At 35.9% G+C, this 12,918-nt stretch carries 11 protein-coding genes; 8 read left to right on the top strand and 3 right to left on the bottom strand.

The window, feature by feature from the left end; genetic code table 11:
- The first annotated feature begins 10 nt into the window (after positions 1–10).
- From ACLMCG_RS05775 to ACLMCG_RS05755, 5 genes are all read left to right on the top strand, one after another.
- Positions 11–229, top strand: coding sequence for a hypothetical protein (locus ACLMCG_RS05775; protein WP_047423548.1), 219 nt, complete (start codon positions 11–13; stop codon positions 227–229).
- The gene (locus tag ACLMCG_RS05770; RefSeq protein ID WP_413959126.1) at positions 229–603 is read left to right on the top strand and encodes a c-type cytochrome; all 375 of its coding nucleotides are present in this window, start codon (positions 229–231) and stop codon (positions 601–603) included. Before ACLMCG_RS05775 ends, ACLMCG_RS05770 begins: the two co-directional genes overlap by 1 nt.
- Before the next feature lie 3 nt (positions 604–606).
- On the top strand, positions 607–1,536 hold the full coding sequence (rlmF, locus tag ACLMCG_RS05765) for a 23S rRNA (adenine(1618)-N(6))-methyltransferase RlmF (protein WP_413959125.1): 930 nt from the start codon (positions 607–609) through the stop codon (positions 1,534–1,536).
- A 253-nt stretch (positions 1,537–1,789) separates the two neighbouring features.
- Entirely contained in the window at positions 1,790–3,487 is a 1,698-nt protein-coding gene (lysS, locus tag ACLMCG_RS05760) for a lysine--tRNA ligase (protein ID WP_413959124.1), read from the top strand.
- 103 nt (positions 3,488–3,590) lie between these two features.
- Complete coding sequence (locus tag ACLMCG_RS05755; protein ID WP_413959123.1) at positions 3,591–5,012, top strand: T9SS type A sorting domain-containing protein; 1,422 nt, start codon at positions 3,591–3,593, stop codon at positions 5,010–5,012.
- A gap of 97 nt (positions 5,013–5,109) precedes the next feature.
- On the opposite strand, the gene ACLMCG_RS05750 is transcribed toward ACLMCG_RS05755, so the two are convergent.
- Genes ACLMCG_RS05750 through ACLMCG_RS05740 form a run of 3 tightly spaced genes read right to left on the bottom strand, consistent with a single transcriptional unit; the run spans position 5,110 to position 7,975 of the window.
- Entirely contained in the window at positions 5,110–5,625 is a 516-nt protein-coding gene (locus ACLMCG_RS05750) for a ClbS/DfsB family four-helix bundle protein (RefSeq protein ID WP_413959122.1), read from the bottom strand.
- A gap of 5 nt (positions 5,626–5,630) precedes the next feature.
- Complete coding sequence (locus tag ACLMCG_RS05745; protein ID WP_223600315.1) at positions 5,631–6,635, bottom strand: cytochrome d ubiquinol oxidase subunit II; 1,005 nt, start codon at positions 6,633–6,635, stop codon at positions 5,631–5,633.
- Positions 6,632–7,975, bottom strand: coding sequence for a cytochrome ubiquinol oxidase subunit I (locus ACLMCG_RS05740; protein WP_413959121.1), 1,344 nt, complete (start codon positions 7,973–7,975; stop codon positions 6,632–6,634). Before ACLMCG_RS05740 ends, ACLMCG_RS05745 begins: the two co-directional genes overlap by 4 nt.
- A 233-nt stretch (positions 7,976–8,208) precedes the next feature.
- Between ACLMCG_RS05740 and gyrB the strand changes: the two genes are divergently transcribed.
- The 3 genes from gyrB to ACLMCG_RS05725 all read left to right on the top strand — a co-directional run bounded on the left by gyrB (position 8,209) and on the right by ACLMCG_RS05725 (position 12,918).
- Positions 8,209–10,143, top strand: a complete 1,935-nt coding sequence (gene gyrB / locus ACLMCG_RS05735) for a DNA topoisomerase (ATP-hydrolyzing) subunit B (RefSeq protein WP_213278630.1) — start codon at positions 8,209–8,211, stop codon at positions 10,141–10,143.
- 82 nt (positions 10,144–10,225) lie between these two features.
- Positions 10,226–10,648, top strand: coding sequence for a DUF5684 domain-containing protein (locus ACLMCG_RS05730; RefSeq protein WP_413959120.1), 423 nt, complete (start codon positions 10,226–10,228; stop codon positions 10,646–10,648).
- 377 nt (positions 10,649–11,025) lie between these two features.
- Positions 11,026–12,918 carry a DUF3857 domain-containing protein gene (locus tag ACLMCG_RS05725; protein ID WP_413959119.1) on the top strand — a complete coding sequence of 631 codons (1,893 nt, stop codon included), beginning with the start codon at positions 11,026–11,028 and terminating at the stop codon, positions 12,916–12,918.

Below are 12,918 nucleotides of genomic sequence, written 5' to 3'. Positions count from 1 at the left end.
TTAGAAAAAAATGAAAAAAGTATTAGCAATCGCATTTATCGGAGGTTTATTATTAGCAAGCTGCAAAAAAAAGCCAGATCATTCTTTACAGGATACTAACACGATGCTTGAAGAACCAGAAGCAACTACCGTTGTAGATTCTACAGCTAAAACTGCTGCTCCTGCTGCTGCAACTCCTGCTACAACTGCTCCTGAAGCTGCTAAAACAGATTCTACAGCGAAGAAATAATGAAAAAAATACTTTTGGCAGGAACACTCGGTCTTCTGATCATTTCCTGTTCTAAAAAAGAAAATACAGCAGAAGTGGCTCCTTCTTCTGAAACAGCTGCTGTTTCAGAACCGGCAGCATCTAATCTTTCAGGTGACCAGATCATGGAAACATTGGATTGCTCAGGATGTCATTCTGTGAATGAGAGAATGATAGGACCTTCTTATAAGGAAATTGCAGGGAAGTACTCTGAAAAGGATACAGAATTGCTGGCTTCCAAAATTATAGAAGGCGGAAGTGGAGTATGGGGAAGTGTGCCTATGGCTGCCCATCCACAGGTATCTAAAGAAAATGCCAAAAAAATGGTGGAATATATTTTAAGTCAGAAGAAATAAAATATGTCCGCTGAAAAATCCAGTCTGCACACAAGAAATCTGCATCGTAATCCCTATGATTTTGATGAGCTTATTTCTTGTGTGCCGGAACTGAAACACTATGTTTTCGTTAATGCTTATCAGACGGTAACCATTAATTTCAGCATTCCAAAAGCGGTGAAACTGCTCAATAAAGCCTTACTCTTACATTTTTATCATATTAAGGGATGGGATATTCCCGACACCAATCTTTGTCCACCAATTCCCGGAAGGGCAGATTATGTACATTATATTGCTGATCTTTTAGCTGAACAGCTGGACGAAATTCCGACAGGAAATTCTGTAAAAGGTCTGGATATAGGAACAGGAGCCAATCTTGTGTATCCTTTAATCAGCCACAAAGCTTATGGCTGGAAAATGCTGGGAACAGATATCAATCAGGATTCTTTGACCAACGCTCAAGATATTCTGGATCAAAATGAAGACCTTACTTCTGTTATTCAGTTGAAAAGTCAGCCTGATGCTGATCATATCTTTACCAATATCATTAATCCTGATGACAGATTTACCTTCACCATGTGTAATCCTCCTTTTCATGATTCTGAGGAGTCTGCAATGAAAGGAAATATCAGGAAAACAAAAAATCTTAATAAATCAAAGAAAGCCAAGCCTGTTCTTAACTTTAGCGGTCAGCAGTCTGAGCTTTGGTGTGAAGGAGGCGAACTGGCTTTTATTACAAAGATGATTCATGAAAGTGTATTATTTTCATCACAGGTTCTTTGGTTTACGTGTCTGGTTTCCAAAAAAGACAACCTCAATAAACTCACCAATCTTTTAAAGAAAGTAAACGCTGTAGAAGTGAAAACTATTGATATGGCTCAGGGACAAAAGGTAAGCAGAATGCTGGCCTGGACGTTTATTCCTCAAAAAGACAGAACAACCTGGTTTATTTAAGGTTCAAGGTTTCTGGTTGCTAGTTTTTTTGTTGCTGTTTTTGTTAGGTTGTCATTATCTTGATTTTCCATCAAAACTCACCATTCGCTTGCGAAGCAAAATTCACTATTGACAGCATCCCGAATCCTGTATCTCAATATCCCGTACCCCGAATCTCAACATCATTCCTCTTCACTTTTTAAAATTTCTGAAAAAAGCCATTGATGGTCATGTCAAAAATGCCTAAATTTGTACGCTTTTAGAAAAATAAGAAATGCAATTATCAGAACAAGAAATCATTAGAAGAGAAAAGCTGAATAAGCTTACTGAAATGGGGATTAATGCGTTCCCTGCGGATGAGTATACCATTACAGATACTACAGAATCTATAAAACAGGACTTTTCTGAAAGTAAACAGGTGAAGATCGCTGGTAGATTGATGTCCCGCAGAATTCAGGGGAAGGCTTCTTTCGCAGAATTGCAGGATTCTAAAGGAAAAATCCAGGTTTACTTCAACAGAGATGAGATCTGTCCGGGTGAAGATAAAGAACTATATAATGAAGTATACAAACACCTTTTGGATATTGGTGATATTATCGGTATCGAAGGAGAATTGTTTACTACGCAGGTAGGAGAAATGACGGTTTTAGTAAAGAACTTTACACTTCTTACAAAGGCTTTGCGTCCTCTTCCTCAGGCTAAAACCGACGAAAACGGTGTTGTACATGACGGTTTTACAGATCCTGAATTAAGATACAGACAGCGTTATGTAGATTTAACGGTAAACCCTCAGGTTAAAGAAATTTTCGTAAAAAGAACAAAATTGTTCAATGCCATGAGAACATTCTTCAACGATGCGGGTTATTTTGAAGTAGAAACTCCTATTTTACAGTCAATTCCTGGTGGAGCTGCAGCAAAACCGTTTATCACGCACCACAATGCATTAGATATTCCATTATATTTAAGAATTGCCAACGAATTATACCTGAAAAGATTGATTGTAGGTGGTTTTGACGGAGTATATGAGTTCTCTAAAAACTTCAGAAATGAAGGGATGGACAGAACGCATAACCCTGAGTTTACCGCAATGGAGATCTATGTAGCATATAAAGACTACAACTGGATGATGGATTTCACTGAGAAATTATTGGAATTCTGTGCCACTCAGGTGAATGGAAATTCAGAATCTACTTTCGGTGAACACACGATCAACTGGAAAGCTCCTTACCCAAGAGTTTCCATGACAGAAGCGATCCTGAAATATACAGGATTTGATATTACAGGAAAAACTGAGAAGGAATTATACGATTTTGCCAAGTCTATCGGTATTGAAGTAAACGAGACGATGGGGAAAGGAAAATTAATTGATGAGATTTTCGGTGAGAAATGTGAAGGAAACTTTATTCAACCGACATTCATTACAGATTATCCGATCGAAATGTCTCCACTGACAAAGAAACACAGAAGCAAAGAAGGCTTAACAGAACGTTTTGAATTAATGGTATGTGGTAAAGAAATTGCCAATGCGTATTCAGAGCTTAATGATCCTATCGATCAGAGAGAACGTTTTGAAGCACAGATGACTTTATCTGAAAGAGGAGATGACGAGGCAATGTTCATCGATCAGGACTTCTTAAGAGCATTGGAATATGGAATGCCGCCAACTTCAGGGTTAGGAATCGGTATGGACAGATTAATTATGTTCTTAACGAATAATGCATCCATCCAGGAAGTATTATTCTTCCCTCAGATGAGACCTGAAAAAGCAGTTCCACAGATTGAATTGGGAGAAGATGAAAAGGTTATCCTTGAAATCCTTAACTCTCAGGAAGAAGCAATGTCTTTAGCTGAAGTAAAAGAAAGAAGCCAGTTATCCGGTAAAAAATGGGATAAAGCTTCCAAAACTCTGACAAAGAACAATATTGTGAAAGTAGAGAAAATTGATGAAAATCTTTTGATGACATTGGTTTAGTCGAAATCATTTCTACAATATTATATAAAAGCGAGCATTTTGTTCGCTTTTGTATTTTTTTGTATTTTTTTCATTAATTTGTACCAGATAAAAACACACTTTAATGAGAAAATTAATTACTACAAGTATTGTATTGGTCAGTTCTTTGATCAATGCACAAATTAACTTAATCCCAGATTCTAATTTTGGAAATAATAGTACAGTTGATTTAGGATCAGATGTTACTGCATTTCTTTCTTACCATTTTTTAAATGACAAAATAATGGTTCAAAATTATGATCTTGTAGATCCGGATCTTACTTACTCCAGAATTACAATGCTTAATAATAATGGTAGCTTAGATGGTAGTTTTGGTACAGGTGGTTCTTTTCTTTTCCCGAAAAACTACAATGCTAATGAAGATGCAGATTTTGTGTATCACCTTACTTCATCGCACCTATTCATGTTTTCTGGTAGAAAATATTTGTATAATGGAACTTTAGATCAAACTTATGGAACGAATGGACAATCGTTAAGCTATCATCCGTCAGAAATTTATCGGAAAGTACTTCCTGATGGCAAATTAATTATCAGAACCATAAATAATTTTTATCGATACACACAGTCAGGGAATTTAGATACGACTTTTGGTACCAATGGAAGTCTTGTGAGTAATAATCTTTTAACAAATTATGGTTATCCAATTTTTGATTACCATCAGGAATTCGTTCCATTATTTTCGAACAATTCTGTTTTAGAATACGATGGTAATTATTCTCATTTTAGAAAGATGAATTACACCACGGGTTATTATGATACTAATTTCGGGGTGAACGGAGATGCGCAATTTTCTACAGGAACTTCTGCAACGATTATGAAATTTCGTGTTTTGAATGACAATTCTTTCATCAATTATTTATTTGATAATAATACTAACTTTTTAACAAAAACTTTATCAACGGGAATGTTAGATAATTCTTTTGGAAATAATGGTAGAATTGATTTACCAAGTAACATAAGTGCTACAAATTTATTGTACAACCAGGATTTTGCTGCTGTCAATGATAATAATTATATTATTCCTGTTTTCGATGATAACTATCCGAAAAAGATGTATCTCGCCAATTTCAATAATAATGGATTAAGTACAATAAACAATCAGAATCTTTTAGATACAGGAATTACCACTGCTATGGTAAATCCTGATGACAAAGTATTTATTTCTGTAAAAGATGGTTATCTCTATCTTTTTGTAAATCCTAGATTTATCAAAAGATATTTAATTTCAGAAAATACTTTGAATACGCGTGAAAATATAAATAAGATTGACGAAATTAGTTTTAACAATCCTTTCAAAGATGAATTACATTTTAAAACCACTGAAAAAATAAAATTTACCGAAATTTATGATGAAGCTGGGAAATTGGTCTTGAAAAATTCAGGACAAAAAGACAACAATACTTCTGCGCTTCCAAAAGGGGTTTATATTATTAAAATAACCAAGGAAAATGGGCAGATAATTTCTAAAAAAGCAATAAAGAATTAATAGTATCTATTTGCTGAAAGTAGAGAAGATTGACGAAAATCTTTTGATGAAATTGGCTTAATATTTCTAAGAAGATATAAATATAAAAGGTACAGAGCTATTCTGTACCTTTTTCTTTTTTCCATTTCCGAAGCTGTGTTCTGAAGTTTTTAAACGGAGCCACAGTATTAATATGAATCCATTTCCAGACGGGCCATTGAGCCGGTGTAGTTGCCCATTTTCTTTGTTCCGGAATGAATAATGTATCATCATCAAGGCTTTCTATCCATGCAATAATTTCATTCACCTGATTTTGTAATAATGTTCTTTGTTCTTGTAAGCTATAAGATCCGTATTGGTCATAAAATGACTGATATAATCCCTTCAGGTTATTCCATTTATATTCAGGAGTAGGTGTCTTAACATCAATTCCCTTTTTTTCATCAGATTCCCATTGCAAAAGCAGATGAGTCCAGCCTAACTGATAAGAAATGTTTTGTGATGGAGTTTTGTCAACTCCGGATTGGAGAAGATCTTTTTCGTCTTCTTTAATATCATCAAATTCCTGATCGTAAAGCTGGAATCTTTTCTTCAGTTCTTCAATAAGCTCTGTTTTATCCTTGTAATCCGGCATATTGATTATTTTCTCAGTTTACTGAACGAAGCCATCAGATAAAATAAAAACGGAAGAATAAATAATGAACCCAGCATCAAAGCCCATCCCAATGCGGCAATGGTTTTTTCGGGGGCCATATGTTCCAGTAATGAAAGATGTTGTCCGTTTCCTAATAAAATAATATTCGGATTATGCTGATACGTTGCAGCGACTAAAATCATGACCATTTGAAATCCTGCCAATGCACGTACCGGAAGCAGTTTTTGTCGGTTCAACGCTCTTAGAATAAGCAATAATGCAATGGTAGCAAAAGCGATTGCCATAATTCCCAAAGGTTTTGAAAAGACCCACATCAAAAGAGGAATATCTGAAATATAAGCTGTTAAAAACACCAATATTCCGGTAATGACAACAAAGATCATCGTCTGTTTGGACTTTCTTATCATCAGTAAAAGATCTGCTTTATCACGGGTCTCCCTTAATGAAAAGATAGAAGCAAGATAGGCACACAATGCAACAGTGAATAGTCCCACAGAAACTCCAAACCAGTTCAGCCAGCTAAAAATATATAAATCCACAAAACTTACCGCGTCAGGATTGATGGAGTGGGAAACCGTTGCCGCAGCAATTAACCCTAAAAAGAAAGGTGTTAAAAGACTCGCGTAATAGAAAATCTGGGTATATAAAACCTGCCAGTTGTCTTTCACAGCATCATAGTGTCTGAAAGTAAATGCCGTTCCTCTTGCAATAATTCCTACCAGCATCAATACCAAAGGAATATGAAGATAGGTAGACATGGTGGTATAGATTTCGGGAAACCCTACAAAGAGAATCACAATTGCGATGATCAGCCACATATGATTGGCTTCCCATACAGGAGCAATAGACTCATACATGATTTCCTGAGTCTTATGTCTGGCTTTTTTATTACTGAAAAGCTCTACAATACCAGCTCCGAAATCGGCCCCTCCCAGAATAATATAAAGACAGATGGAAAGCCAGAGAAAACCTATAACAACGTAGATCATGATTTTTTGTTTTTATCGTTAAACTGAGGGTCGGTAGGATCGTAAAGTTTCGGTACCATTTGAATCTGTCTTCTTAAAAGGAAGATAAGAATCATTGATAATGATATGAAAATTGCAGTAAAGAAGTAGAATGAATACTGTATTCCAGGCATTGGGGTAACTGCATCTACTGTTCTCATAATTCCGTAAATAATCCACGGCTGTCTTCCCACTTCCGTCACAGTCCATCCTGCTTCCAGGGCAATATATCCAAAAGGAGTTGCAATTAAAAAGGTCTTTAACAGCCAGTTTTTATTCAGCCATTCCTTTCTGAAGAAAAAAGAATATAAATAAATAACTCCAATAATTATCATCACCACTCCGAAAAAGATCATGATCTGAAAAGCGTAATGAACAACTGCAATCGGAGGCCATTCATCTCTCGGGAAATCCTTAAGACCTTTTACTTCAGCATTAAAATCATTACTCACCAGAAAACTTAAAACTTTTGGGATTTTCACCGCATATTTCACTTCTTCTTTGTCTTCATCAGGAATTCCCCCAACAATAAATGAAGCTCCTTTTTCTGTTTCAAAATGAGCTTCCATGGCAGCCAGTTTTATCGGTTGTCTTTCTGCTACCGATTTTGCAGCAACATCACCGCTTAAAGGTGCTCCGAATGCGCCGATAAGAGCAAAACCTACCGCAATTCTAAACGCTTTGGTATGAAATTCAATATTTCTTTTTCGCATGATCATAAAGGCATGTACTCCGGCTACCGCAAATCCTGTGGCACAAAATGCAGCAACAGTCATGTGAAGTGCCTGTGGAAACCATGCATCGTTGAACATTGCTTTAATAGGATCTATATTAAGATACTGTCCATTAATATAATCAAAACCCGTTGGAGAATTCATCCATGAATTAGCCGCTACTACAAGAATTCCGGAAGCAAGTCCGCTTACTCCTACAAGAAATCCGCAGAACCAGTGAAACCATTTGTTGAATCTTTCCCAGCCATATAAAAAGAACCCGATGGCAATAGCCTCAATAAAAAAGGCTGTTCCCTCCAGTGAAAAAGGCATTCCGAAAATAGGACCTGCATGTTTCATGAAACCGGGCCATAAAAGTCCCAGCTCAAAAGAAAGCATTGTTCCAGAAACAGCTCCGGTAGCAAAAAGGATGGCTACACCTTTGCTCCATGCTTTTGTAAGTCCTTTATATACTTCATTATTGGTTTTAAGGTATTTCCAATGGGCAAAAGCCATCAGAAAAGGCATCACCATACCCACACAGGAGAATATGATATGAAAGCCCAGAGAAAGTGCCATCTGGGCACGGGCAGCAATAAAATCATCCATAATATCAACTTTTCAGTAAATAAATTTAAGCATAAATTATTGATGTTGAGTATGATTTAAAACAGTTGATATTTCAGGAATACAGATTAATTTTGATTCTTTTATGGATTACAATTCCTTATGTTTTCAATAAGAAAACTCTACATTTTTTTGACACTTTTTAACTTTCATACCTCGAAAAAAATCACGATATTTGTAAGTCTTTGCATAGAGCAAGATTTTTAATATTTAATATGAGTCAAAAACAATATACAGCTAGTAGTATTCAGGCATTGGAAGGAATGGAGCACGTTCGTATGCGTCCTTCAATGTACATTGGTGATGTAGGAACAAGAGGTCTTCACCATTTGGTTTATGAAGTAGTAGATAACTCTATTGACGAGGCATTGGCAGGATACTGCGACACGATCTTCGTTAGCATCAAGGAAGGAAACGGAATTGAAGTAAGTGATAACGGTAGAGGTATTCCGGTTGATTTCCACGAAAAAGAGCAGAAATCAGCCCTTGAAGTTGTAATGACAAAAATTGGAGCCGGAGGTAAGTTTGATAAAGATTCTTACAAAGTTTCAGGAGGTCTTCACGGAGTTGGGGTATCGTGTGTGAATGCACTTTCCAATGAAATGGTAACTACTGTTTACAGAGACGGGAATATTTATCAGCAGATTTACTCTAAAGGAAAAGCACAGACTCAGGTTGAAGAGATCGGACATAGTGAGAAAAGAGGTACAAAGCAGTTTTTTCAGCCGGATGATACCATTTTTACTGAACTGATTTACAACTATGATACATTAGCCAGCCGTTTAAGAGAACTTTCTTACCTTAATAAAGGAATTACAATTACGCTTACTGATGAAAGAGAAAAATTGGAAGACGGTTCTTTCCGCTCAGAAATTTTTCATTCTGAAGGAGGGTTGAAAGAATTTGTTGCTTATATCGATGGTAACCGTGAATCTATTATGGAGCACGTGATTTTCATGGAAGGTGAAAGAGACGATATTCCTGTTGAAGTGGCGATGCGTTATAACACGTCATTCAACGAAAATCTTCACTCTTACGTTAATAATATTAATACCCACGAAGGAGGTACTCACCTTGCAGGTTTCAGAAGAGCTTTAACAAGAACTTTAAAGAAGTATGCAGACGAATTGGGACTTCCGGCAAAAGAAAAAGTAGAAATTACCGGTGATGACTTCCGTGAAGGATTAACAGCCGTGATTTCTGTAAAAGTAATGGAACCTCAGTTTGAAGGACAGACCAAAACAAAATTAGGAAACTCTGAAGTTTCCGGTGCTGTTGATAAAATTGTAGGGGAGATGCTTACAAACTTCCTGGAAGAGAACCCTAATGAAGCTAAAGTAATCGTTCAAAAAGTTGTTTTAGCTGCTAAGGCAAGACAGGCTGCGAAAAAAGCGCGTGAAATGGTTCAGAGAAAATCTCCAATGGGAGGTTCTGGTCTTCCCGGGAAACTTTCTGACTGTTCATCCAAAGACCCGGCTGAATCTGAACTATTCCTTGTAGAGGGAGATTCCGCAGGTGGAACGGCTAAACAGGGAAGAGACAGACACTTCCAGGCTATCCTTCCGTTAAGAGGTAAAATTTTGAACGTAGAGAAATCTATGCTTCATAAAGTATATGACAACGAGGAAATCAGAAATATCTATACTGCCCTTGGAGTATCTGTAGGTACTGAAGAAGACAGCAAAGCTTTGAATATGGCGAAGCTTAGATATCATAAAATTGTGATTATGACCGATGCTGATATCGATGGTTCCCACATCTCTACTCTGATTCTTACTTTCTTCTTCAGATATATGAAAGAACTTATTGAGAACGGATATATCTATATTGCTCAACCGCCTTTATACCTATTAAAGAGAGGTAACAAAAAAGTATATGCGTACAATGAAAAAGAACGTGAAGAATTTACTTTAGAAATGTCTCCGGACGGAAAAGGAGTAGAAGTACAACGTTACAAAGGTCTTGGGGAAATGAACCCTGAACAGCTTTGGGAAACAACCCTGAATCCTGAACACAGAATTCTGAAACAGGTAACCATTGATAATGCAGTGGAAGCAGACAGTGTTTTCTCAATGTTGATGGGAGATGAAGTTCCGCCAAGAAGAGAGTTTATCGAGAAAAATGCGAAATATGCAAAAATTGATGCATAAACCTTTTTAAAAATATAATAAAAAAAGCTTCTAATTATTTAGAAGCTTTTTTTATATTTGGATAAACCAAAAAAACAATAATATGTTAACTCTTTTACAAACAGACCCTTACAATGGGGCAGATGCAGTGTCTGGAGCAGCCGCTGCAGGATTAGGGATCGGAACAATGTTCTTCGGCTTACTGTGCTATATCTTTTATGGATACTGCATGTACAAAATCTTTCAGAAAGCAGGAAGACAAGATGCCTGGGCCGCTTTTATCCCGATTTATAATTCAATAGTATTGTTGGAGATCGTGAAAAAGCCAATATGGTGGATTATTCTGTTCTTTATTCCGTTGGTAAACATCTATGCATGTTGGGTTGTATATGACAGACTAGCCAAAGGTTTTGCCAAAGAAACTCCTCTGTACACCATTCTGATTCTTCTTTTTGGGTTTATCTTTATTCCGGTATTGGGGCTTGGCAGTGATCAGTTTGATAGTAAACTGGTTCCAAATGATTAAAAAAAAGTAAATGAAAAACTTAAAGACTTCAGAAATGAGGTCTTTTTTTATGGATTGTAGAATTAATTGTACTCCTGCTTATTATTAATTCTACAGATTTTGAATTATATGAATCATAATTTATTTTAAATTTGAAACGCAGACAATATGAAGTTTTATCCCTTCATGCACAGAATAAATATCTGGAATGAGTATAAATATTCTGTTTTAACTTTTCAGAATCTTAATAATGAAAAGTTGATAATGTGTTCATATCCTTATAGGTACATCCAAAAAGTACCTTTTAAGTATTAGGTTTAAGGCTTCACTGTGTTGAAGCCTTATATTTTTTTTAACAGTTATTAAGATTTTCTTATTTTTGCTTAATTTTAATAACTATGATGAAAATATTGGTTCTTGGGGCTTTCTCTGTTGCCTCATTATATTTTGCACAAAGCTATCCTGCTTCTGCAATTCCTGAGAATTTAAAGAAAAATGCGAATGTTGTTATACGAAAAGATTTTACAACAGCTCAGATCAATAAAATTGATCAAATAAAATATCAGTATAATAAGGTTACCACAGTTTTAAACAAAGATGGTAATGATCAGGCCACAGCCTATATTCCTTATGATAAGCAGAGACGTATTTCAAGTGTAAAAGTTACCATTTACGATGAAGCCGGAAAAAAGATTAAAAGTGTTTCAAAATCTGATTTTCAGGATATAGCAAACAACCCTCAAGGGATTTTTTATTCTGATAACAGAGTCCTGGTGTATTCTTATACACCGGCTCAGTATCCTTATACCGTTGACTTTTCTTATGAAACTGATGATGAAAATACAGTTTTCATCCCTGACTTTGTACCATTTACTTCTATCAAAACATCCCTGGAAGAAGCTCAGTTTAGAATTACTAATGCTTCAGGAATTGAACTTCGTACTAAGATATATCCGTCAAACTACAACTATGCTTCTGTAATAGAAAGTGGCGGAGCAAATGATAAAACCTATTTATACAAAAACGTACCTGCAATTGATGATGCTTTTATGATACCGGAGCCCGTTAAAATCTTGCCAGCAGTAAACTTTGCACTGGCAAAATTCAGCCTGGCAGGAAAGCAGGGAACTTTAAATAGCTGGACCGATTTCGGAACCTGGATTTATAATGATCTTCTGATACCGGTTTCAGCTTCTACTCCTGCGATCAAGGCTGAAGTGGCATCTTTGAAACTGCAGGGATCTGTGGAAGATAAGGTGAAGAAAATTTATCAGTACATGCAGAACAAAAGCCGTTATATTGCTGTTGCTTTAGGAATAGGCGGTTGGCAGCCTATGATGCCGGATGAGGTTCAGAAAAAAGGATACGGAGACTGCAAGGGACTTACCAATTATATGAAAGTTCTTCTGAATGAAGCAGGAATTCCTTCCAATTATTGTATCATTACTTCTGGCCGTTCACAGGTTTCTTTTGATCCTGAATTCCCTTCTATGGGTGGAAACCACGTTATCCTGATGGTACCGACTGAAAAAGGGAATATCTGGCTTGAAAATACTTCTCAGCAAATGGCTTTTAACCATTTAAATTACAGTACAACTGATAGAAATGTACTGGCGGTGACCCCAAAAGGAATTGAACTTATCAATACACCTGTATATAAAGCAGAACAAAATAAGGAAAAACAGGTGTTGAAAATTAACCTTAACGAGGATAACAGTATTGCCGGAACAGGAAACTTTTACTACACAGGGAATCAATATGATTATAACTTAAGGTTCGTAAACCTAAATCCAAAAGAGAAAAATGACGCGGTAAAAGCAAATTTTGACATTTTAAACTTTGAAAAAGTGGAAATGAAAAACTTTACTAATGACAGAGATAATGCTGTTATTACGTACGACCTTGATTTTAAAACCAATAATTTCTCTAAAAAAGCAGGAAACAGCCTTTTATTCAGATCTGTACCCATTTTTTCTGATGTTGTTTATAAGACGGATGAGAACCGTGAACTTCCTTTTGAAGTCAATATGTCCTTTGAAGATGAATATGAAATTGCCTTTGTGCTTCCTTTGGGCTATAAAATTGATGAAACTCCGGATAACTCAAACATCACTTCTGAATTTGGATCATATAAGCTAAGCTTTGTTAAAAATGATAATCAGATAAAAGTGACAAGAAAAATGCAGATTAATAAAGGTCTGTACCCAAAAGAAAAATACAATGATTACATCAGTTTCAGAAAGAAAATTCTGAATATGGATAATTCAAAAATTTTAATAACAAAAATATAA

This window comes from Chryseobacterium sp. S90 (assembly GCF_047444895.1).
GTDB lineage: Bacteria > Bacteroidota > Bacteroidia > Flavobacteriales > Weeksellaceae > Chryseobacterium.
This window is presented reverse-complemented; position numbering and strand designations above follow the sequence as displayed.